This window comes from Hymenobacter tibetensis (assembly GCF_022827545.1).
GTDB lineage: Bacteria > Bacteroidota > Bacteroidia > Cytophagales > Hymenobacteraceae > Hymenobacter > Hymenobacter tibetensis.
Genome location: NZ_CP094669.1, coordinates 3,497,981 through 3,520,914, shown reverse-complemented (window position 1 = coordinate 3,520,914; position 22,934 = coordinate 3,497,981). Strand labels below are relative to the sequence as shown.

General features: G+C 58.0%; 18 protein-coding genes and 1 riboswitch. Of the genes, 9 read left to right on the top strand and 9 right to left on the bottom strand.

What is annotated here, in order from left to right; all coding sequences use genetic code 11:
- The first annotated feature begins 29 nt into the window (after positions 1 to 29).
- The 4 genes from MTX78_RS14075 to MTX78_RS14060 all read left to right on the top strand — a co-directional run bounded on the left by MTX78_RS14075 (position 30) and on the right by MTX78_RS14060 (position 5,454).
- A complete protein-coding gene (locus MTX78_RS14075) occupies positions 30 to 848 on the top strand; it encodes an SDR family oxidoreductase (RefSeq protein ID WP_243795337.1) in 819 nt (272 codons plus the stop codon).
- A 231-nt stretch (positions 849 to 1,079) separates the two neighbouring features.
- Entirely contained in the window at positions 1,080 to 3,722 is a 2,643-nt protein-coding gene (locus MTX78_RS14070; protein WP_243795336.1) for an MGH1-like glycoside hydrolase domain-containing protein, read from the top strand.
- A 108-nt stretch (positions 3,723 to 3,830) separates the two neighbouring features.
- The gene (locus MTX78_RS14065) at positions 3,831 to 4,460 is read left to right on the top strand and encodes a cyclase family protein (RefSeq protein ID WP_243795330.1); all 630 of its coding nucleotides are present in this window, start codon (positions 3,831 to 3,833) and stop codon (positions 4,458 to 4,460) included.
- A gap of 286 nt (positions 4,461 to 4,746) precedes the next feature.
- Complete coding sequence (locus MTX78_RS14060) at positions 4,747 to 5,454, top strand: PD-(D/E)XK nuclease-like domain-containing protein (RefSeq protein ID WP_243795328.1); 708 nt, start codon at positions 4,747 to 4,749, stop codon at positions 5,452 to 5,454.
- Between the two features lie 527 nt (positions 5,455 to 5,981).
- Here MTX78_RS14060 and MTX78_RS14055 read toward each other — a convergent pair.
- Positions 5,982 to 7,289 (bottom strand): flavin monoamine oxidase family protein, encoded by a 1,308-nt coding sequence (locus MTX78_RS14055; RefSeq protein WP_317258900.1) that lies wholly within the window; start codon positions 7,287 to 7,289, stop codon positions 5,982 to 5,984.
- A 427-nt stretch (positions 7,290 to 7,716) separates the two neighbouring features.
- On the opposite strand from MTX78_RS14055, the gene MTX78_RS14050 reads away from it, so the two are divergent.
- Positions 7,717 to 8,271 (top strand): TIGR02594 family protein, encoded by a 555-nt coding sequence (locus tag MTX78_RS14050; RefSeq protein WP_243795323.1) that lies wholly within the window; start codon positions 7,717 to 7,719, stop codon positions 8,269 to 8,271.
- Between the two features lie 118 nt (positions 8,272 to 8,389).
- On the opposite strand, the gene MTX78_RS14045 is transcribed toward MTX78_RS14050, so the two are convergent.
- From MTX78_RS14045 to MTX78_RS14030, 4 genes are all read right to left on the bottom strand, one after another.
- Positions 8,390 to 8,914, bottom strand: coding sequence for a DinB family protein (locus MTX78_RS14045; RefSeq protein ID WP_243795321.1), 525 nt, complete (start codon positions 8,912 to 8,914; stop codon positions 8,390 to 8,392).
- A 110-nt stretch (positions 8,915 to 9,024) separates the two neighbouring features.
- Positions 9,025 to 9,978, bottom strand: coding sequence for a helix-turn-helix transcriptional regulator (locus tag MTX78_RS14040; RefSeq protein ID WP_243795319.1), 954 nt, complete (start codon positions 9,976 to 9,978; stop codon positions 9,025 to 9,027).
- Positions 9,979 to 10,104: 126 nt separating this feature from the next.
- Positions 10,105 to 10,362, bottom strand: a complete 258-nt coding sequence (locus tag MTX78_RS14035) for a hypothetical protein (protein ID WP_243795317.1) — start codon at positions 10,360 to 10,362, stop codon at positions 10,105 to 10,107.
- 51 nt (positions 10,363 to 10,413) lie between these two features.
- Positions 10,414 to 10,731 carry a hypothetical protein gene (locus tag MTX78_RS14030; RefSeq protein ID WP_243795316.1) on the bottom strand — a complete coding sequence of 106 codons (318 nt, stop codon included), beginning with the start codon at positions 10,729 to 10,731 and terminating at the stop codon, positions 10,414 to 10,416.
- Between the two features lie 413 nt (positions 10,732 to 11,144).
- Here MTX78_RS14030 and MTX78_RS14025 point away from each other — a divergent pair, with 413 nt between their 5' ends.
- Both MTX78_RS14025 and MTX78_RS14020 read left to right on the top strand, forming a co-directional pair.
- Entirely contained in the window at positions 11,145 to 11,945 is an 801-nt protein-coding gene (locus tag MTX78_RS14025) for an SDR family NAD(P)-dependent oxidoreductase (RefSeq protein WP_243795314.1), read from the top strand.
- Positions 11,946 to 12,160: 215 nt separating this feature from the next.
- Positions 12,161 to 12,275: riboswitch (SAM riboswitch) on the top strand.
- A 144-nt stretch (positions 12,276 to 12,419) separates the two neighbouring features.
- Positions 12,420 to 13,610 (top strand): PLP-dependent cysteine synthase family protein, encoded by a 1,191-nt coding sequence (locus MTX78_RS14020; RefSeq protein ID WP_243795308.1) that lies wholly within the window; start codon positions 12,420 to 12,422, stop codon positions 13,608 to 13,610.
- A 103-nt stretch (positions 13,611 to 13,713) separates the two neighbouring features.
- On the opposite strand, the gene MTX78_RS14015 is transcribed toward MTX78_RS14020, so the two are convergent.
- The gene (locus tag MTX78_RS14015) at positions 13,714 to 14,598 is read right to left on the bottom strand and encodes a YsnF/AvaK domain-containing protein (RefSeq protein WP_243795306.1); all 885 of its coding nucleotides are present in this window, start codon (positions 14,596 to 14,598) and stop codon (positions 13,714 to 13,716) included.
- A gap of 24 nt (positions 14,599 to 14,622) precedes the next feature.
- The gene (locus tag MTX78_RS14010; protein WP_243795305.1) at positions 14,623 to 15,099 is read right to left on the bottom strand and encodes a YsnF/AvaK domain-containing protein; all 477 of its coding nucleotides are present in this window, start codon (positions 15,097 to 15,099) and stop codon (positions 14,623 to 14,625) included.
- Between the two features lie 448 nt (positions 15,100 to 15,547).
- Between MTX78_RS14010 and MTX78_RS14005 the strand changes: the two genes are divergently transcribed.
- Positions 15,548 to 17,290, top strand: coding sequence for an alkaline phosphatase D family protein (locus tag MTX78_RS14005; RefSeq protein ID WP_243795303.1), 1,743 nt, complete (start codon positions 15,548 to 15,550; stop codon positions 17,288 to 17,290).
- Positions 17,291 to 17,346: 56 nt separating this feature from the next.
- Here MTX78_RS14005 and MTX78_RS14000 read toward each other — a convergent pair whose 3' ends face one another.
- Together MTX78_RS14000 and MTX78_RS13995 are read right to left on the bottom strand one after the other, a co-directional pair.
- Positions 17,347 to 20,343, bottom strand: coding sequence for a PAS domain S-box protein (locus tag MTX78_RS14000; protein ID WP_243795301.1), 2,997 nt, complete (start codon positions 20,341 to 20,343; stop codon positions 17,347 to 17,349).
- A 242-nt stretch (positions 20,344 to 20,585) separates the two neighbouring features.
- Positions 20,586 to 21,605 (bottom strand): SMP-30/gluconolactonase/LRE family protein, encoded by a 1,020-nt coding sequence (locus MTX78_RS13995; protein WP_243795299.1) that lies wholly within the window; start codon positions 21,603 to 21,605, stop codon positions 20,586 to 20,588.
- Between the two features lie 168 nt (positions 21,606 to 21,773).
- On the opposite strand from MTX78_RS13995, the gene MTX78_RS13990 reads away from it, so the two are divergent.
- Entirely contained in the window at positions 21,774 to 22,850 is a 1,077-nt protein-coding gene (locus MTX78_RS13990) for an SMP-30/gluconolactonase/LRE family protein (protein WP_243795298.1), read from the top strand.
- Positions 22,851 to 22,934: the final 84 nt, after the last annotated feature.

Sequence of the window (22,934 nt, the reverse complement as noted above, 5' to 3'; positions counted from 1 at the left end):
TCTTGAGGTATTCATCAACCCGCAATACTATGTCTTCGCCTGCTGCAACCCCACGTTTGCAAAACCAAGTAGCCCTAGTAACCGGAGCCAGCTCCGGCATCGGAGCCGGAGTAGCCATAGCCATGGCCGCCGAAGGAGCCACTGTCGTTGTCAACTATGCCCACAGCCCCGAAGGAGCCGAAGAAGTGGTAGACGAAATCACGAAGGCCGGCGGCAAAGCCATTGCCATCAAAGCCGACGTGAGCAAAGAAGACGAGGTGCTGGCTATGTTCGATCAAATCCGCAAGGAGTTCGGCACGCTGCACATCCTCGTCAACAACTCCGGTATTCAAGTGGATGCGCCCCTGCTGGAAATGACGCTGGAGCAGTGGCAGAAGGTAATCGACGTAAACCTGACCGGCCAGTTTCTGTGCGCCCGCGAAGCCGCCCGCGAGTTTGTGAAGCGCGGCCCGCAGCCCGAAATTTCCAAGGCCACCGGCAAGATTATCTGCATGAGCTCGGTGCACGAAGTGATTCCGTGGGCCGGCCACGTCAACTACGCCACCAGCAAAGGCGGCATCATGCAGCTCATGAAAACGATGGCGCAGGAACTAGCGCCCCACAAAATTCGGGTGAACAGCATCGGCCCCGGCGCCATTGCTACCCCCATCAACGAGTCGGCCCGCGACACGCCCGAAGAAGAGAAGAGCCTGCTCACCCTCATTCCCTACGGCCGCATCGGTGAGCCCGCCGACATCGGCAGCGTAGCCGTCTGGCTAGCTTCCGACGAAGCCGACTACGTCACCGGTATCACCCTCTTCGCCGACGGCGGCATGACCCTCTACCCCGGCTTCGCCGACAACGGTTGAGTTAAGAATAAAAGGGAGCTTTGGCTCTGCTCCCAAGCTGAAAAGAAGAGTAAGCTACAAATCCAGAAAGCTAGTTCTCCTCCTCAACTGAGAAGGGAAACTAGCTTTCTAATGTTTTAGAACTAGTACTTTGCTTCTCTTTGAGAGGAAAAGCAGCTTTTGTCGGTACTTCATCAAAACTTAACGCCGAGCTTTTATCTTCTTGTGAATGGAAATTTTAGGGTGAGGTCCATGACGAAAGAGCAAGAACGGCAACACGAAGAACACAAGGGGAAAGCGCGCTGGCACCAATTCGGCCCCTATGTAAGTGACCGACAGTGGGGAACGGTGCGCGAAGACTACAGCGCTGACGGCCAACCCTGGACCTACACCACCCACGACCAAGCCCGCAGCCGCGCCTACCGCTGGGGCGAGGAAGGCATCGGCGGCATCTGCGACCAGAAACAGCTTCTGTGCCTAGCGCCAGCCTTTTGGAACGGCCACGACCCAATCTTGAAAGAGCGTTTCTTCGGCCTCAGTGGGCCCGAAGGCAACCACGGTGAGGACGTCAAGGAACTGTACTACTACCTCGATAACACCCCCACGCACTCCTACATGCGGATGCTCTACAAGTATCCGCAGCACACGTTTCCGTACGAATGGCTGGTGCATGAAAACGCCCGCCGCGGCCGCCTAAAGCCAGAATTCGAGCTCAACGACACGCAGATATTCCACAACAGCCGCTACTTCGACATCTTCCTCGACTACGCTAAGGCCGACCCCCACGACATCCTTCTGCAAATAACGGTGCACAACCGCGGCGAGCAGGATGCGCCGCTGCATGTGCTGCCGCAGCTCTGGTTTCGGAACACTTGGAGTTGGGGCTACGACGACTACAAGCCCGAACTCCGCGCCACAGAAGCCGGTCAGGTGCAAATTCAGCACGATAATCTGCCCGACCTCATGCTGCATTGCGAGCCACTGGACGGGCAGATGCCGGAACTGCTCTTCTGCGACAACGAAAGCAACTTGCAGCGGCTTCACAACTGCCCAAATGAGGAGCTTTATCAGAAAGACGGCATCAACGATTACCTCGTGCACGGGTGGCATCAGGCCATAAACCCGGCGCAGCGCGGCACTAAAGCTGCCGCTCACTACGTGCTGCACGTACCGGCCGGACAAAGCCGTGTGCTACGGGTGCGGCTGGCCTCCCCTGAACTGAAAGACCCTTTTGCCGATTTCGACCGGATACTGAAGCAGCGTCGTCAGGAGGCCGACGAGTTTTATCACCACTTGCAAACCGACCTGCACAACGCCGATGCGCGCAACGTGCAGCGCCAAGCGCTGGCCGGTATGCTGTGGAGCAAGCAGTTCTATTACTATGATGTGTGGCAGTGGCTGCACGGCGACCCCGCGCAACCCGCGCCGCCGCGCCAACGCCGCCAGGGCCGCAACTCCAACTGGGAGCAGCTAAACAACATGGACATCATTTCGATGCCCGACAAGTGGGAGTACCCCTGGTACGCAGCCTGGGACTTGGCTTTCCATTGTATCCCGCTGGCGTTGGTAGATGCTGAATTTGCGAAGAGCCAGCTTTTGCTCCTGACCCGCGACTGGTACATGCACCCCAACGGCTTGCTGCCCGCCTACGAGTGGAACCTCTCGGATGTGAACCCGCCCGTGCACGCTTACGCCACGTGGCGCGTGTACCAGATGGACCGCAAGCACAACGGTCCTGCCGATACCGCCTTTCTGCAAACCATGTTTCACCGGCTGCTGCTCAACTTCACGTGGTGGGTGAACCGCAAAGACTTGAATGGCCGCAACGTATTCGAAGGCGGCTTCCTAGGCCTCGACAACATTGGGGTGTTTGACAGAAGCGCCCCGCTGCCCACCGGCGGCCACATCGAGCAGGCCGATGGTACAAGCTGGATGGCCATGTTTGCCTTGAACATGATGCGCATTGCGCTGGAACTGTCCAAAACCAACCCAGTGTACCAGGACCTAGCCAGCAAGTTCTTCGAGCACTTCCTGTACATCGCCTACGCCATGGCCAACGTGGCCGAGTTGCAACTAGACCTGTGGGACGACCAAGACGAGTTCTACTACGATGTGCTGCTCAACGACGACAACCAGCGTATTCCGCTGCGCATACGGTCTATGGTGGGGCTGGTGCCGCTGTTTGCGGTGGAAGTGCTGGAAGAAGATGCCTTGCAAAGCGCCCCGCAGTTTGTGAGCCGCATGAATTGGTTTCTGGAAAACCGGCCCCAATTGGCTACGATGGTGTCGCGCTGGCAGGAGCCGGGCAAAGGGCAGACGCATTTGCTGTCGTTGTTGCGCGGCCACCGCATGAAAAAGCTATTGCGCCGCATGCTGGACGAGGCCGAGTTTTTGTCGGAGTACGGCGTACGCTCCATGTCGCGCTACCACCAGCAGAACCCCTACATCTTCGAGCACGCCGACGGCGGCAACGACCGAGTTGATTACGAGCCCGGCGAGTCCAGTACATCATTGTTCGGAGGCAACAGCAACTGGCGCGGCCCCATCTGGATGCCCATGAACTTCATGATTGTGGAGTCGTTGCAGCGCTTCTACCACTACTACGGGCCCGATTTCAAAGTGGAATACCCGACGGGTTCCGGGCAGCACTGCTCGCTGCTGGAAATTTCACAGGCCCTTACCACCCGGCTCACCAAGCTGTTCCTGCGCGACGACAGCGGCCAGCGCCCCGCCTTCGGCGACGACAAGCAGCTGCAACAAGACCCGCACTTCCGCGACTACCTACTCTTTCACGAGTATTTCCACGGCGACAACGGCAAAGGCCTCGGCGCCAGCCACCAAACCGGCTGGACCGGCCTCATTGCCAAGCTGCTTCAACCCAGAGCGGGAGAATGAGTTGCCAGCTACCAAGTGTGAGTTGCCAGTTCGTGAACGTCAGGAATCGGCAACTCTGGCAGCTTGCACCTAGTAGGTGGTAAGCAACAACACGTAACGCAACGTATTATGTCTGACTGGCTCGACCTCACCACCCCCATTTCCGACGGCATGGCCTACTGGCCCGACAACGCGCCCGTCCACATCAAGAAAACGCTCAGTATCCAGCGCGGTGACGCCGCCAACGTAACGGAAATGAGTTTGAGCGTGCACACCGCCACCCACGTTGATGCCGCGCTGCACTTTCTAGACGATGGCGCCGATGTGGCTTCGTTGGACTTGAACACCCTCATGGGGCCGGCCCACGTGGTAGCCATCCAAGACCCGCATTTCATCACCCGCGCCGAGTTGGAGGGCCTGTTGTTGCAGCCCGGCGAGCGGCTGCTTTTCAAAACCCGCAACTCCGATAGGGAGTGGGCGCAAGAACCGTTCAACCCCGATTTTGTGCGTGTGCGCGCCGATGCGGCCGAGTGGCTGCGCGAGCAGGAAGTGGTGTGCGTTGGGGTTGACTACCTATCAGTAGGCCCCGCCGACACGCACAATATCTTGCTGAAAGCTGGTATCAGCATCATTGAAGGGCTGGCATTGCAACACGTAGAGCCTGGGCTCTACGATCTGATTTGCCTTCCATTGAAAATCAACGGAGCCGACGGTGCTCCCGCCCGCGTGATTGCCCGGCCACGAACTGTGCTGCCTTAAAGAAGCGGCAGTGTAGTGACCCCATGCGTGTGTCATGGACCGTAGGTCGAGCAGTTTGCCTAGGTGAGGTCTAGCTAGCAGGCTGCTAACGGCTTAGAAAATTAGGAAGCGGATCGGTTAAGTGAAGCAGGCATAGAGTGGCGCAGCCAGGGCTATTTTGGGGGCCATGAAGGGACGGGCTGCTGGCTGATAAGCGGGCGAGTTTCCTGAAAAAGCCTTATCATCCCGCTTCGTACTCCGCTTTCCTATCAAGGAGCCTTTTCCCGGCTTCCGTTGTTGTTCCCCTGTGACTGATCTTACTCCCACCCCGCGCCCCGAATTGCTGCGCGTACCCTACGATGACTACCGTGCCCTGCCGGCCATCGCCAACTCCGACCTTTCGCGGCTGCGCGATGCGCTGCATGGCCGGCCGCCGCGCCAAGCCAGCTCGCTGGGGGCATTGGGTTTGGGTACAGCTTTTCATACGGCGCTGCTAGAGCCCGACCTTTACGAACCTGGCCTGCCCGGCATCAACGACTCGTTGATTTGGTGGATGGTAGACGGCGTGAAGCTGAACCCCGACATCAACCACCTCCTGGAAATAGGCACTCCTGAACCCAGCTGCATCTTCACGGAGCCCACCACCGGCACCCTCTGCAAGCTCCGCGCCGACCTCATCATCGACCGGCCCAATCAGCCCTATACCATTGTGGATTTCAAAACCACTCTGGCCCGCGACCATGACCATTTCATTTCGCAATGCACCGGCTACGACTACGACCGGCAAGCCGCATTCTATTCCGATGCCCTGCGTGCCGACCGGTTTTTGCTGGTGGGAGTGCAGAAAGTGGAGCCCTTCAGCCTGTTCGTGTTTGAGGTGCCGCCACACATGCTGGCTGAAGGCCGCAGCAAGTATATGCGCCTGCTGAAGCTGCTGCATCCTGATACCCTCGTTCCGACTGCCGTAGCAGGTGCCATCCGGAAAGTGCGCGACTCTCTGCTGGGCGACGAATAATCTCCCGCGCTGGTGGCAAATTCTGCAGGGTACCGGTAAACTATCTGCTGTTTTGTTAGGAATTGCCTAACCGGATTTCTATACTTGCATAAACGCCCCCAAAACGGCCTCTTACATGCGTCTTTGCAGCAATAATCTTTCTAATAATAACTCGAACAATAATCCGGTTCGGGCTAGGAAGGCTATTGCACCATTGGAAATATAAAAATCAACTCTTGATTTTCCTTTGAAAGCCTTCCAGTTCTCTGGAAGGCTTTTTTTGTGCTTGCTGCACTGGCTTTGTCACCCACCTGCAGCAGGCCTATGTAGTCGGTCGTTCGGAAAAAGACGGCCGAAAACAAAAAGCTGGGGCTGCGCAACGGTTGCCATAAGCAACTTGAGCGGGCCCGAAACAGCGCAGGTGGGGAAGCGGGCTCGGCGGCCGTATGCTTCTCCACCTGTTTTTTTGTGGCCTAATCCAACGATTACAAGGGGTGCTGCTCCGACCTAGCTCAGTGCCAAGTCTGCAATCCAGTGGGTGCCAAGCGCTAAGCGTCTTTGTGGAGAAGCCGCTGGGCGGCATCGGCACCGCTAACCAACGCCGCTTCCACGGTGCCGATGTAGGCGCCATCATACACGCCCTCACCAGCAAAGAACAGCGTGTCGGCTACGGGAGCAGCCAACGTTGCGCGAGCCGCCGAAGCTCCAACGGTGGTGTAGGCATAAGCGCCAAGCGCATAAGGGTCGGCGGCCCAGTTAATGATGCGGTGAGCTTGCAGTTGGCTGCGTAGGAAAGCGGGCGTGGTGCCCAGCAAACCAGCCAACGAATCCAGCGCCTGTACGAGTAGCTGCTCTTCGGAAACTTCACGAAGCTGGGTAGCAGTGGGGCCAGCCAGCCAGCCCGTAAGCAACGGGCGCGTATCCGGCAGCTGCGACCACCAGGTAGGGAAGGGGGCATCAGAAAACAAGAAGCTCAGCTCGGGCATCGGCCGGGTTAGTTGCGCTGAGCCCTGCTCCCAAAAGGCTGTTTCAAACTCTAACAGCACCTTGATAACGGCTCCGTAGCCGAGGCTGGCGGCGGCAGCGCGGTGCTCGGGTAGCTCCGGCTCGATGCGAATGTGGCTTGGGCTATCCGGAGTGGTTTGCAAGATGCCTAGCGGTAAGGTGAGCACCGCTTGCTGCGCCCGGAAGCAACGGCCATCTATGGTGCGAACTTCCACGTGGCGGGGCTGCCAGTTTATTTCCTGAACCACCGCTCCCAGATGTAGCTCGCCGCCCGCGGCTTGGGTGGCTTCTACAAGTCGGTTGATTACGGTTGCGTACGTGCCTTCCGGATGCGGCGAGTCGTCGAAGCCGCCGCCGCTTAGCTCGTCGCGCAGGGCAAAGGAACTGGCGCGTTGTGCGTCGGCCGCGTCATAGCCTTCCGCAAAGCGCGTGACCTGCTCGCGGAGGGGCGCATAGTGCTCGTCGGGGAAGTATTCAGCTAGAAAGTCGGCTAGGGGCATGTCGTGGGGTAGCGCGTGGAGTTGCTCCAGCAGCTGGGGTGCCTCCTGAATGAAATCTTCCGACTCGTGGAGCTCCCCTTGGATCACCTGGTAGGTGGTGCCGGTGGTTGGGAAGCTGGTTTTGCCGGCTGCTTCCAGCAAGCTTCGGGTAAGGGGAACCGAACCGTGCAAAAACTCGGCGCCTCCTTCCACCAACCCCGAAAAGCCAGCGTCGGTGAAGGTGTAGATTCGGCCACCAGGGCGGTTGCGAGCTTCCAGCACAAGCACCCGCTTGCCCGCCTCCGCGAGCGTGCGAGCTGCCAGCAACCCCGCCGCACCAGCCCCCACCACAATAATTTCCGCTTCCATCATGCAAGTGATTTTACGGATAAGCTACCGCCGGAGCCACCTAAAAGTTAACGCAAAACGGCAAATAGCCGCTGAAGCGTTGGCCGCGAAGAGGTTATACGTACTCTTTAGTCTTTCCAAGAAAGCAGAGGTGCAGGTTCAGAAGCTGAGTAGGTGCTAATGTCAAGGCCTAGCTTCAAGCAAGCAGCTTATATGAACAGGTTATCAAGAGCGATTCAACCAGTGAAAAGACCGTCATGCTGCGCGGTCTGAAGCATGACGGTCTTTTCACTGGTTGTTTGCCCACTCCAAGCTAAAAATCAGTTACTTGTATAGTATATTAGAAAATATTAATATTATCTAACTGCCAGACAACCAGTGTGGCCGACGGAGAAAGAGCCAAGGCTAAGGACGTTGATAAAGAGGGTGCATCTAACGGTGGTATGTATATATGGCAACGCTTCCCAAGAAATATCAGTGGCTGGCAGAAGAACCCGGCCCCCGCATGATTAAAGAGGCCCTGGCGGTGTTCGGGACGGTAGAGCAGCCCGGCGACCCAAACAACCCGGTTATTATCAGTTGGGCCAAGGAAACCGGCGAGAAAAATGTTACCCAGATGTACGTGGCCGATAGCATTCCGTGGTGTGGCCTCTTTATGGCGGTAGTAGCCAAGCGCGCCGATAAGCCACTGGTCAAAGACCCGTTATGGGCCCTGAACTGGGGTACGTTTGGTGTGTTCACCAAAACCCCGATGCTCGGGGATGTCCTGGTGTTCGTACGGCGTACGACCGATGGCAGCCGGGCCGGGCACGTGGGTTTGTATGTGGGCGAAGACGAAACCGCCTACCACGTACTCGGGGGCAATCAAGGCGACTGTGTGTGCGTGACTAGAATGGCGAAAACGCGCCTCTACACGGCCCGCCGGCCCGCTTACCAACTACAGCCCGATAACGTGCGCCGGATCCGACTGGCCACCACCACGGCCCTCTCGCACAACGAAGCGTAAGTAAGAAGCGCCTTGCACAACCGGCATCCTCAGGCTATTGCCGTAGCCGCAGGCCACAGCCCAACACCTCCCACTGGTGCGCTAGTAGGGGGTATTGGGCTGTGGTCAGGATTTCGGTTTACGCCTCAAACATAGGCTCGTCGGCGGAGGGGCCGTAGATGGCGGGCACCGGCACATCGAGTAGGCGCAGATACACGCTGAGCTGGCCCCGGTGGTGGGCCATGTGGTTGATGAGGTGGCGGATTGTTTCGGCGCGGGTCTGGCTCATCAGTATCTGCTCGCCCTGGCGCAGGGTCCAGAGGTGCTCGAAATCATGGGGGGTGGCGGCGGTGAGCGCCGTGAGGGCAGTAGCACCGTTGGTATCGAGGCGCTCCAGTAGCTCTCGGCTATTTGTGGCGGGCTGCGCTTCGCGTTCCAGAAAGTAAGTTAAATCCAGTTCCGTGGTTACTAAGGTATTAGCAATGCCCCCCATCAAGTCGGTGATGTGCGATGCTAAGTAGCCGATCTGCATCGACTTGGGGTGCGGCTGCCAGTTGAACTGGGCGTCGGGAACACGCGCCAATACGCGGCGGGTGGTTTGTAGCTCGTCTTCTAGTTCAACTACCAGGGCATGGGCGAGGGGGGCTAGCGTGTCGGTCAGCATAGAAAGAGGGGTTAGGTGAATGATGTCTCAAACCTACTTGCCCTCTATGACAGCCCTATGTCAGTAGAAAACTCGACCCGCGTACTTTTTTCAATTAGCTACCTCAATTCTTACTTGGCAAAGTATTCGTAGGCCGCCAGTGCCAATGCGCGCAATTGCTCCTGTAGGGCCAGCGGCGACACCACGTTCACTTGCCCGGTAAAAAGTAGCAGCCAGCGTCCTAAGTAGTCGAGTTGGCTGGTCAGGAAGGTAGCCTCCACCCAGCCGTCGGGTAGGCGTTGCTCATGCGCCCACCCGAAGTAGCGCTTGTTTTCTTCGAAGTGGGGCAGGGCTTCGGGCGCAAACCGCACCACCGCCGACTGTTGCTGCCGCTTGGCCGCCAGTTGTTGCCAGTAGGTGTGCAGGGTTTCGGGGCGCGGCGCAAACTGCTCGTCGTGGAGGCGCAGTTGCGCAATACGGTCGAGGCGAAAGTCGCGGTACTCTTGGCGCAGGCGGCAAAAAGCTACCACGTGCCAATAGTGGCCAAAGTAGATGCCGATTGGCTCAACGTCGCGCTGGGTGGGGGCTCCGTGGTAGCCCGCCCGATAGTCCAGCGAAACCACTTGCCGGCTGGCAATGCCCGTGAGCAACAATTGGTGCGTGTTGGGCGGCAAAGGCATGGCTGCCTGCTGATGCCGACCCCCCAGAATAGTAATGTGGGGGCTCAGTTCTTCCAGATAATCTCGGTCGGTGCGGCGCAACACGGCCCGCAACTTGTCCATGGCCCCCTTGCTGAGTTGGGCGGTGTGTACATCGGTGAGTTGGGTTACCAGCTTTTCGGCCGTGACGAGGGCCGTGGCTTCTTCACGAGTGAACATGACGGGCGGCAACCGGTAGCCATCGGCCAAAGAGTAGCCGACCCCCACTTCGCCACACAGCGGTACGCCCGCTTCTTCGAGGGTGCGCAGGTCGCGGTAAATGGTGCGTAGGCTTACGCCAAACCGCTCAGCCAAGTCTTGTCCTCGTACGAGGCGACGGGCTTGCAACTGCACCAGAATAGCGGTAATACGGTCGAAACGATTCATAGCATCAGCAAAATAGCCATTGCCAGCCAGCTTACTGGCGACAATGGCTATCAGATTGGGAACGCACTCTAGCGGTTGTAGTTTTCACCAAAACACCGCAGGCAAGTCAGCAAGTAGGAGTGTACGCTATCCAGGGGTGGCCGTAATGTCGCCCACCGAAAATCCTGCGTTGTTCAGCACCTTGCGGATAGAGTCGGCTCCTGGGTTGGTACCGTGATTGGCCGCCACTTCCACCTCGCCCTGATCGATGCGGTCAACTAGCAAGCCCATGCCCATAAGCTGTTGGCGCATTTCACTAATGCGGTCGGGAGAAGTTAGGTTTTCCACTTGCAGGGTGAAGCGCACTAATTGAGTAGGATCGATGTCGGGGCTAGAAGAGGCCATGGTAGTGGGGTTGGTGGTGGAAAAGAAAGTGCTGTGCTCTTGCCGGTTGGGCTACGCCGCGCGGTGGGAGGCGGGAAAAGTAGCTGGCGGAGTTGCTGCAATGGCAGTAGCCGCTTTGGTAGTGCCGGCCGCGTCGCAGTAGCAAACCATGTACTCGGGTTGTGAGGTAGCGGGCACCGGAGAATGGTCGAAGTAGGGGCTGCAGGCATTGCGCGCCACGCACTGCCACTCGTTCTGGTTCTGGCGGCGGTACACGTAGGCAAAGTAGTTGGGCAGAATCTCGAAGTCGAGGCGACGGCCGGCTGGAACCAGGTGGAGCTGCAACGCGGCCGCGGGTGTTGCTACGGGTGGATAGCTGGAAGAAAGCATAAGGGGTTGGTTGGTGATGTGGCGGAGGTCTATCTGACGTGGAAGATTCAGGTAGTAGCAACAACGGCCACATGCCGGGTTTTAGCTCCCGGATTTGTACGGGTTTCTGGTGGGGGAAACCCTGATTTTACAGAACAAGAAAAAAGGTAAGGCACAACACCAAGTACGTAGGCTATCAGTGGAAAATGGCAGCAAGCAAAGTTGTAACACCCAGCAAAGGGCCTATCGAGTCAATAGGGCCACATCGTGTGGCAACTCAACCTCCTTCAAGGCAATCAACCCTTTCACCCTACGGCTCAGCTTTGCGCTATCCGGCTTTTTATACGGGGAAAAACGCGTAACCGATATGCTAAACGAGGATTAATTACCACCGTAAACCCAAGCCTGATCCAACCACACAACATCTACATACGATGGCAGACAACTCAAAATATGCCCTCATCACCGGGGCCACTAGCGGCATTGGCTACGAATTAGCCAAGCTATTTGCGCAAGACCACTACAACCTAGTGATGGTGGCCCGCAACCAGGAAGAGCTGGAAAGCACGGCCGCCGAATTCCGGCAGCAATACGGCATCAACGTGCTTCCGATTGCGCGCGACCTGTTTCAGCGGGAGGCGCCGTTCCAGGTGTACGACCAAGTGAAAGCCGAAGGCATTCAGATAGATGTGCTCGTGAACGATGCCGGCCAGGGCCAGTATGGCGAGTTTGTGGAAACCGACATCTACCGCGAACTAGACATCATCCAACTAAATATTGGGGCGTACGTGGTGCTTACCAAGTGCTTCTTGAAAGAGATGGTAGCCCGCGGCGAAGGTAAAATCCTGCAAGTATCCAGCATCGGCGGCGAGATGCCTGGCCCGCTCCAGGCCGTATATCACGGCACCAAGGCCTTCGTGACGTCGTTTACGGAAGCCATCCGGGAAGAAACCAAAGAGTCGGGCGTGACCATTACGGCCCTGCTGCCCGGCGTAACGGATACCGACTTCTTCAACAAAGCCGACATGAACCAGTCGAAGCTGGTGGCCGAAGGCAGCAAAGCCGACCCTGCCGAAGTGGCCAAAGACGGCTACGAGGCGCTGCTAGCGGGCACAGACAAAGTGATATCCGGCCTGAAAAACAAAGCCATGGTGTATAGCAGCAACCTGATGCCCGACGACATGGTAGCCGCCAACATGCACCAGCAAGGCAAACCCGTAGACGAAAGCAAGTAGCGCTATCTTAGATTCGAGAAGATAAAAGGCTCCGGCAACTGCTGGAGCCTTTTCTGTTGCGTGGCCAGCAGCGGGGTGCTGGGACGAGCCGGCAGAGCGGTACTCGGGGTGGCGGGTACTCTGTTGTATGGCGAATGACTTGCTTGATTTTTTGTAGCGTGCTCTTGCATAGTTAGTTCTCGTTCCTATATTTACGGCACGCTCCTTCACCGGAGCACTTATCAAGAAAGGCGGAGGGACAGGCCCTATGATGCCTTAGCAACCAGTAGTGATACCAGGTGCTAAATCCTGTTCCAAGAAGACTTCGGTTTGCTTGGGAGAAGATAAGTTGAAAGATGCGCACGGAAAGGTGCTGCTCTTCTGACTTGTCGGGAGGGCTTTTTTTATGCCTTTTCGATAAGCTTTCTTGATCGAGTGCTAGCAGGTAGAGAGGCGGTTTTAAGTACGTGTTTTACACCTTAACGTCTTGCTGCCATGACCGTTGCTACTCGCGTTTCGCACGCCATTCCCGTCTCGTTTCTAGCTGGCATTCGTGCCACCTCCGCCAAGTGGCCGACCGCCGATGCGGCGCTGCCAGAAGCTACTGCTGCCATTCATCCGCCGGACGCGGCGCATCTTACCAAAGCGCCTTGTTGTTTGTCGGCGGAGCTAACCGAGAAATTCAACCACCTCTGGCACTTGGTAGGCAACACGCCTATGCTGGAACTCCACTACCACTATCAGGGCCAGCCCGGCCGCATCTACGTGAAGTGTGAGCACTACAACCTGACGGGTAGCCTAAAGGACAGAATGGCGCTCTACATCCTGCAAGAGGCGTACCGCACCGGCGAAATAAAGCCCGGCGACACTATTGTGGAGGCCACCAGCGGCAACACCGGCATTGCGTTTGCCGCCATTGGAAAAGCCCTCGGCCACCCGGTCCGCATCCTGATGCCCGACTGGCTGAGCGCCGAGCGGGTGAACATCATCCGCAGCTTGGGCGCCGAAATAACTTTAGTCAGCAAAGAGCAGGGCGGCTTTTTGGGCAGTATCAAGCAAGCCGAAGCCATAGCTGCTGCCTGCCCCAATGTGTTTCTGCCCCGGCAGTTCGAGAACGGTGTCAATGCCAAAGCGCATGCCCGCACCACGGGCGTGGAAATTTGGGAGCAGCTACGGGGCTTGGGCCGCACCCCCGATGCCTTTGTGGCGGGCGTGGGTACGGGCGGTACCGTAATGGGGGTGGGTAGCTACCTGCGCAGCAAAAATCCGGCGGTCCGTATTCATCCGTTGGAGCCCGCCGAGTCGCCCACGCTGACCACCGGCTACAAGGTAGGCTCGCATCGCATCCAGGGCATTTCCGACGAGTTTATTCCCGCGCTGGTAGACCTTCAGAAGCTCGACCACGTGGTGCAAGCCAACGACGGCGACGCCATTCTGATGGCGCAAAAACTGGCAACCCAGCTCGGGCTGGCAGTTGGTATTTCCTCGGGGGCCAATGTAATTGGCGCCATCCGGCAGGCAGCGGCCCTGGGTTCGGCCGCCACCGTCGTGACGCTACTCTGCGACAGCAACAAAAAGTACCTCAGCACCGACTTGCTCCGCAAAGAGCCCGTGCGGGCGGGGTACCTGGCGCCCGAAATAGAGTTCACCCACTATCAGCCAATCAGCCGGCTTTCAGTGGTCTAAATGCAGGAGAGGGCAGCCTAAGAAGTTGCCGCCGACCGGCTACTCACAAAACAAAAAAGGCAGCCTAGTAGGCTGCCTTTTCCGTCAGATGGAGTTCGTTAACTTAGCGACGAGTCGTGGTGTCGTCGGCATCGTAGGTGGAGCCGGTTGTATCGGTGGTGCCACCGTCGAGGCGCTCTACGTCCACTTCGGTTTTGCGCACCGTGTCGTGGATGGTTTCTTCGCGCTCGGTTACTTCTTTGCCTAGCGTTACTTCTTCTACCACGCGGGCTTCTTTGCCTACTACGGCACGCTCAGCGCTTTCCGTGATTTCAATGTTGCCTTCCTTGAAGGTGTTGAAGTCGGCTTCGGTAGCAGGGCGGTTCACTGGGTTGCGCTGTACCGTTACGTGCTCTTCACGCAACCGCACGCTAGCTTCCACCGGACGCTCAATGATACGGCTGCGCAGACGAGCGCCACCCGTTTGCTCTACCCGCTTGCCTACCTGTAGGTTTTCTTCGATAACCTTGGCCGACATGCCTTCGCTGCCAGTAGTGGCTTCGCTGGCGTAAGCCTGACCACCCGTAGACTGGTAGCCTGATTGCTGAGCGCGCTCATTTACGTCGATAGCACCGGCGGCGTCCAGGATTTCAGCAGCGCGGTGTGCGTTTTCAGCGGAATGGGCGTGTACGGTTACAATAGAGCCCGTTGAGCGAGCTACGTGCGAATAACGCTGAGTGTCTTCGTACTCGTCGCCCCCGAAGAGGTTGCTGAAGAAGTTGCCGATACCGTCGCCGGTGCGGCCGGCAGCGTCAGCAACACCTTCTGTGGCAGTACCGCTAGTATTGGTGTAATTGCTTGAATCCGATGATTGGCTGGATTGGCCGGATTGGGCATTGCCCGTTGATACGTCTACGTGCTCAAGGCTGAAACCAGCGGCTTGAAGTTGCTGGGCAGCATTCTGCGCTTCGGCAGCACTATCGAAAATTCCTACTACTGTCTGGCTCATAGCTTTAAGAGAATTAGTGAACAATTAAAGGGTTGGGTTTTGGGAATGGGGAGTTGGAAGTACAGTGCCATCGGGCGCCAGGCGTTCCACCTGAACTTGCTCGTGGCGGAGAGTTACAGTTTGCGTTTCTTGGGTTTGCACTTGGTGCTTGGTCACGTGCAGCTCCTCTACAAGGAGTAGCCGTTTCACGAGCACCTCACGCACCACCGGAATGACTAGCGTGTCGCCTTCGTAGCGCATGGTAGGGGCGGGGGCTTCGTCGGCCACAAAGCGGTTAACGTCCACCCGCTCTACCTTCACTTCTTCGTGCTGCAGCGCAAAGTCAATAGCCTCTTCGTGCTCCTGCACCACTTTTGATAGGCGGACGCGCCCGCTTTCCACCACTTCGCGGTGAACAACGGCGTGCTCTTCGATTATCGGTACCACAAGGGGGGCCGTCGAAGGAGTAGCGGGCAGCCGGCCAGCGGCATCAGCGGAAAAGGTGTCGGATGAGGTTGTCATTGGACCCCCTATACGCCACCTGAAATGGTGAGTTTCAGGTATTTTATATTGTAATTTTGTTAGTAAAAAAGTAATGACAGTATTAATTAAGGATAGCTAAAATGTTATAATTGAGAAGGAAGATGGGTTGAAAGCCCTGTAATGCCGTTTTTCAGTGAACTAAGCTGGACAGAAAATAAATATGATAAATCATAGTCCTTGTTTTGGCAGGCCAAGGTGCGGAGCGCTGTAAAAAAATACGGGCTTAACCTCTCACTCCGTGTGCCGTACCCTACAAGTTTGGCCGGAAGTAAAGGAGCACATAAGAGCAGCCTGGGCCTGGGTATTGTGCGTGGCACGGCCGGCTGTGGGCGGTAGTGGAGGAGAGGAAGTGATTCGGTAATCCTTCAATAATATCTTGATAATGTGGCAGGTATACTTTTATGCCTTCATTATCATGCTCAGTGTCATGTCGAAGGAGAAGAGTACCCGTCGTATCAATAGACGAGAGTTTATCAAGCATACTGCGCTGGTTTCGGGTAGCATGGCCTTGCTGCCTAGTGTGCTCAGCAGCTGCGCCGATGACGACGATAGCGCCACCCAGTATACCGGCGACTTTGGTTTTCGGGAAGGCGTTGCCAGCTTCGACCCAACTGCCAGCAGCGTTATACTCTGGACTCGATACACCAGCGCCGACAACGAAACCGGCGACGTTGCCATTCAGTGGGAAGTAGCGGAAAGCAACAGCTTTAGCTCCTTAACTAAAAGTGGTACTGCCACGGCCGCCGCTGCCGCCGACTATACAGTGAGCGTGGACGTCACTGGCTTAACTTCCAACAAAAAGTACTTCTACCGCTTCCGCAACGACCGAACGAAAGCGGAATCGTTGGTGGGTGAAACGCGCACGTTGCCCACCACCGGGCAAGCCAGCAGCGTGAAGCTAGCCGTGGTGTCGTGCGCCAATTACCAGGCTGGGTTGTTCAACGTATACGGCGCCGTGGCCGAATCTGCGGCCGACGTGGTGGTGCACCTCGGCGACTATATCTACGAATACGGGGCGGGCGGCTACGGCACCAATCCAGCTACCGCCATGCTGAACCGGGCCCATCTGCCCGCAGGCGAAATCCTTACCATTGAGGATTACCGCACGCGCTACAAGCAATACCGAAGCGACAAACAGCTACAGAAAGCCCACCAGCTCAAGCCGTTCATTTGCGTCTGGGACGACCACGAAATTGCCAACGATGCCTATAAGACGGGCGCCGAAAACCACACGGAAGGTACAGAAGGGGCGTTCGAGCAACGCAAGCAGTACGCCATTCAGGTGTGGCACGAATACTTGCCGGCGCGCGTGAGCGACAAAACGAAAATCTACCGCAGCTTCGACTTCGGGGGCCTCGTGAACCTGATGATGCTCGACACTCGCCTCATCGGCCGCGACAAGCAGCTGAGCTTGGCGGACTACATCAACCCCTCCACCGGCGCGTTCAACACCACGGCGTTTGGTGCGGCCTGGCTGAACCCGAACCGCACCATACTGGGTGCCGAGCAGAAAGCTTGGCTAACTGGCCGCTTAGGGGGCAGCACGGCCCGCTGGCAGGTACTGGGCTCACAGGTGCTGATGGGCAAGATGTACATACCGGTCGAGCTCTTGTTTTTGGTAGCCCAGCTCGCCAACAACCCGACTACGGCGCTGCTCACCCAATACAGCACAGTAGCCGCGCAACTAGCGGGTATCAAGGTCCGGATTGCGGCTGGCGACTCCACCGTCACGGCCGCCGAGCGGGCCCGGGTTACCACCGTGTTGCCCTACAACTTGGATGCCTGGGACGGCTACCCAGCGGAAAGAGAAGCGGTGTTTGCGGCAGCCGGCAACAAGAAACTGGTGTCGTTGGCCGGCGATACGCACAACGCCTGGTACAGCGACCTAAAGGAAAACGGGGGCCGCAAGCTAGGAGCTGAATTTGCCTGCTCGTCCGTTTCGTCGCCGGGCTTCGAGACTATCCTGGCGGGCAATGCGGCCGCTATCAAGGGCTTCGAGCAGTCCAACGAGCTCCTCATCGACGACCTTCACTACCTGGACGCCTCCCAGCGCGGTTTCGTGGAAGTGACTTTCACTGCTGCCAGCGCCGTTTCGGAGTGGAAATATGTGGCCAGCCTTACCACCGAAAGCACTGCTACCACCACCGGTCGCACCGTAACGGAAGTGTAGTGACCCGCGCCAGCCGAACAGGAGTGTCCACAGCTAGCGCGTGGCAACCCGCTCAACTACTCTTTGGGCAGGAAGATGCGGAAGGTGGTGCCCACGCCAACAGTGCTATCGACTTCAATATGGCCCCCGCCTTGCCGCACAATGCGGTTGACGAGGTATAGGCCCATGCCCGAGCCGGTTACGTGGTCATGGAAGCGGCGGAACATCTTGAACAGGTCACTGCCATAGCGCTCCATATCCAGGCCCAGGCCGTTGTCTTGCACCACCAAAACGGGGCTGCCATCCGGGGCCACCTCACTGCTGACGCGTACTACGGGTTTGCGGTCGGGGTGCGCGTATTTGAGGGCGTTGCTGAGCAGATTATACAGGATGCTTTGCAGGTTGAGTTGGGCGAAATGAACGGTGGGCAGCGCCTTGAAATCCAGTTCAAACTCGGCCTTCAGGGCGGCCACCTGGCTTTTCATGCTTTGAATAACACCGTTGGTGAGGGGCAGCAGCTCCACAGGCTCCAGCGGAAACTGCTCGTTGCGGCGCTCCACGTGCACCACCTCCGCCAGCCCCTGAATGGTGGTATGAATCTGGTGCAAGGCGCCCTCGAACATCTGCACCAGTTGCTCGGCCTCGGGGTCGTGGAAGGTGGCGCTGCGCTTCAGCTCCTCGAACACGCCCGCCATGTTGTTGACGGGTTGCCGCAGGTCGTGCGAGGCGGTGTACACAAAGTTGTCGAGGTCCTGGTTGATGCGCGTGAGCTGCTCGTTGGTTAAGGCCAGTTCGGCGTTGGCTTGCTGGCTTCGCTGGTGGGCGGCGCGCAGCTCTTTGTTGGTGGTGGCTAGGCGTTGGCTGGCCAGGCGTAGCGCCTGCTCGGCCATTTTACGCTCATGAATATCCACCACGGAGCCTACAAAGCCCTGGTACTCGCCAGTAGCGCTGAACTTGGGCTTGCCAGTATCCACCACCCAACGGTACAAATTGGTGTTGGTTTGGAGGCGATACACCATGCTGTACGTTTCGTGCCGGTCGTTGGCGTCGCGAAACGCTTGGCCTGCTTGCTCGGATTCATCTGGATGAATGGCGTTGGTCCAGCCGAAGCCTAAGGCTTCTTGCTCGGTTTGGCCCGTGTATTCATACCACTGCTGGTTGAGGTACACGCACTGCCCATCCGGCCGCGTCACCCAAATCATGGCAGGCACGTTGTCGGCCATGGCCCGGAAGTACTGTTCACTCTCCAGCAAAGTTTGCTCTAGGCGCTTCTGCTCGTGTATGTCGGTGTTCGAGCCAAACCACTTAACGACCACGCCTTGGTCGTTGTACGAAGGCTGGGCCCGAATCAGAAACCAGCGGAAAACTCCTTCGCGGTTGCGTAGGCGGGCTTCTGTCTGGTAAGGCTGGCCACTGTGCACGGCCCTGAGCCATTGTTTGCGCTGTCGGGGCAGGTCTTCGGGGTGGCAATACTGCTGCCAGCCCTGGCCCTTCACTTCCTCGAATGTGCTGCCCGTGTAGTCGTACCACTGCTGGTTGTAGTAGTTCATGTCGCCGTTGGGCGTGCCCGTCCAGACCTGGTGTGGCACGGCATTGGTCATGGTTTCGAAAGCCCGGGCTGCATGTGCTTCCCGTTGCTGGGCCCGCACCTGCTCGGTTACTTCGTATGCAAACACCAAGATGCCATCAATCCGGCCTCGGGCATCAAAGCGGGCCTGCTGAATGTAGTTGAAATACAGGTCTTCGGGCGGGCTGCCTGCCGTGCGTACGATGGACAGCATAATGCCTTTTTCCTCGTGCGTCACGCCGGTTCTGTATACTTCACGTAGCGTTTGCCACATGGGGTGGCCGGCTATTTCGGGCAGGGCTTCCAAGATGGGCTTGCCCAGCAGCACGCGGCCCGGAAACATGTGTTGGTAGCCAGGATTTACCAGCTCGAATACCAGGTTGGGGCCATCCAGTACGCAGATAGCCGCCGGCGCCTGCATAAAAAAGCGCTCCAGGCGGGCGCGTTGCTGCTCGGCTTCCTGCCGGGTTAGGTCCAGTTCCAGAGTTCGGGCTTTCACTCTGGATTCCAGCTCCAGGTTGAGGCTCCGTAGCTCTTGCTGGGTGCTGGACAGCTCGGCGTTATTGGCGTGGAACTCCTCGTTGGAAGCGTGTAGCTCTTCGTTGATGGTCGCTAGTTCCTCGTTGGCGGTTTGCAGCTCCAACTCGCTATGCTCCATCTTCTCCCGGGATGATACTCGCTCTGATACATCGTAGGCAAACACCAGAATGCCTTCTATTTGCCCCGCCGTATCGAGAATGGCCTGATAGATGAAATCGAAATGGTAGGGCGAGACGCGCCCCGTATTGTGGCGGTCTAGGTAGGCTACTGTGTCCTTGCCGTAGTAGGTTTGGCCGGTTTGATACACCGAGTCGAGCAGCTCGAAAAAGCCTTGGTCCTCCAACTCCGGCAGTCCTTCCCGAATGGTTTTGCCTACCAACGGCCGATTGCCCACTAGCTGCTGATAGCCTGGATTCACCATTTCGAACACATGCTTCGGACCGCGCAAGGTGGCAATGGCCGCGGGCGCCTGCATGAAGAGCGAGTGCAGCCGCTTGCGTTGGGTGTTGGCTTCCGACAGCGCCTGTTGTAGTTCCTGGTTGGCCGTGTTCAGTTCTTGCTGAAGTTTGTGCAGCGCCGAACTGTCGTTGCTGTTGGTGCTGTCGTTGCTTGCAAGCGGCGCTGGCTCGGCGGTATGCAGAATGAAAAGCAGCTCTCCTTGGGCGTTGAGTATCGGGCTTTGGGTGAGTAGCAGGGGCGCGCCGGGCGCGTTGTGGCGGATAGTATGCGGCTGCCGATTAGCCTGTACGTGGGCCAGCGAATCGGTGAGGTGCGGGACTAGAGTAGGAGCAGTAGACCACGCCGCGGCCAGGTCGTGCCCAACAACAGTTTCCCGCAACTGCCCCGTGGCAGTTGCGAACCCAACCGAGCATTCAACCACGGTGCCGTCGGGCGTTAGCAACAGGCAGCAACCAGGTAAAGAGCGAAAAATGTGTTGGTAGTCAGGTGGCGAAAACACAGTGGACATAGCGTAACAGGCAGCTTTAAGCACTGAGCAAAATAGAACCTGCGCGTGCCGCAAGCTTATCAGTTGCAGTAGAATACTTCTCTCAGATGGCAAAGGTTATCTGGTAGCCAAATGTTGCCGGGGCGCTAGGCGGCGCTCGGCAACCGCTCCAACGCTTCCCTTGAAGGCACACCCAAGGGCCAGGCGGGGCCAGACACGAATAGAACTCCACTGAATGCAATGGAGTGGTAGGGAGTTGAGAATCAGAAACCTTGCGCCAAGGTTTTTACCCGACATAAGAAGCTGCCGGAGGCAATGTAGAGCGTACGCCCGTCGTCGCCCCAGGCACAGTTGGCCACCACTTCGCCGGTGTCGATGGTGCCCAGGTGCTGCCCCCGCGCCGATAGCACAACGATGCCCCCGAAGCCGGAAGCCCAGATATTGCCGTTGCGGTCGGTTTTTAGCCCATCGGGCGTTTCCTTGGGCCGGGGCCGGTTGAGCTTGCTCATGTCGAAAAACACGCGCCCCTTGCCGAGTTGACCACTAGGCCGCACGTCGTAGGCCATAATGAGGGGGCGCAGGGAGTCAGACTGCGAAACGTAAAGCGTGCGGCCATCGGGGCTGAAAGCGAGGCCGTTGGGCAGAGCGAGGTCGTTGACTTCCTGCGTGACGTTGCCGTCGGGAGCGAGCCGGTACACGCCGCAGACAGGCAACTCACGATTGGCTACGTCTTGGGTTTGCTGGGGCAAGCCGTAGGGTGGGTCGGTGAAGTAGAAGCTACGGTTGGTGGGGTGCGTTACCACGTCGTTGGGACTGTTGTAGCGCTTGCCCTGGAAGTTGTCGGTGAGGGTGCGCTTGCCGCTTTTGCCAGCTAACGGAAGCAGCGCCAGCCGCCGGTCGCCATGGTCGCAGATGAGTAGGTTGCCGCGGCCATCGAGGGCGAGGCCGTTGGAGCCGGGCTCTTTGCCGTAGGGCATGCGACCCGAGTAGCCGGTGTGCTCTAGAAACTTGCTGAGCCCGCTCGCGGCCGACCACCGGTACACGGTGCGGGTAGGAGCGTCGGTGAAAAGTAGCATGCTGCTATCGGGCACCCACACGGGCCCTTCGGTGTGCCCGAGGCCGGCCGCCACAATTTCAATTTGGGCGCCTGGGGCCAGCAGCTGGTCGAGGGCTGGGGACTGCCGGACAATGCGGCCAATGGTGGTGAAGCGGGCCGGGGGCTTTTGGGCCGTGGCCGCCGCAAGAGGCAGCCACGAGAGCAGCAATAGAAGTGGAAAGCGCATGGGTGGGGAAGGTATGGGCTGCTTGGTCTACCCGGCGGCAGGAAGGAAGGTTACGGTTGCGCGCATTAACCCTAAGGAAACCCAGCCGTAGGGAAGGTAGCGTAGTCCGCGCCAGCAGCGCGCCTTGGCTCCAAGTGTCCCTCTTTTCAAGCTCAACCCTGCTTCTTCGTGAAATACTTTCTTGGCCTGTTCTTCTTCGCTGTCACGTGCTTGGCCGCTTACGCGCAAAACCCAGCAACGCCGCTGCTAGAAGTAGCAGCATTTGGCCGGCACCAACCCATCGGAGTAGCCGTGTCGCAGCAGGGACGCATCTTCGTTACGTTCCCCAAGAAGCCCACCGACTACGACTACGGCCTGGCGGAAATAGTGCAGGGCAAGCGGCAGCCGTACCCCAACGCCGAATGGAATCAATGGGACTCCTTGCGGGCCACCAGCCGCTTCGTAAACGTGCAGGCCCTGTTCGTGGATCAAAACGACGCACTATGGGTGCTCGACCCCGCCAACCCGGCCGATGAGGCCCCGCTGCTAGCGGGTATCAAGCTGCTGAAAATCAACCTAAGCACCAACAAAGTGGAGCGCGTCTACCACTTCGAGGACCTGCCCCGCGAACGGTCGGGCCTCAACGACATTCAGGTGGATACTCGCAACCAGGTAGCCTACCTTTCCGACCCCAAACTCGCCGCGCTGGTGGTACTCGACCTGCGCACGGGCAAGAGCCGCCTGCTGCTTCAGGGCCATAAATCAACAGCCGCCGCCCCAGGCTTTGTGCTGCGCATTGATGGCAAGGAAGTACGCGACAAAGCCAGCAAGCCCTTCAGCAGCAACGTCAACGGCATTGCCCTCACGCCCGACTTCCAGTACCTCTACTATCGCGCCATCAACCAAACCAAGCTCTACCGCATCCAAACGGACGCGCTGCGCAACACCACCCTCAAACCCACCGACGTGGCGGCCCGCGTGGAAGAAGTGGGTGAAACCGGCATTTCCCACGGCATGATAGCCGACAAAGCCGGCAACGTATACCTCACCGACTCGCCTAACCATGCCGTGCGCCGCGTTACGCCCGCCGGCCGCTTTGAAACCGTAGTGCGCGACCCGCGCCTGCTCTGGCCCGACTCGTTCGGTATCGGCCCCGATGGCTACCTCTACCTCACGGCCGCGCAAATCGAGCGCACCCCCAAATGGAACAACGGCCAAGACCGGGTGCAATATCCGTTCCGGCTGTATAAGGTGAAGCTGCAATAAGCAGTACGATAGCAAGCAAGTCTGGCGCTTGCTATCGTACTGTCCGGCCTTGGGCTAGTTATTTTCACGATGCATAGCCGCATT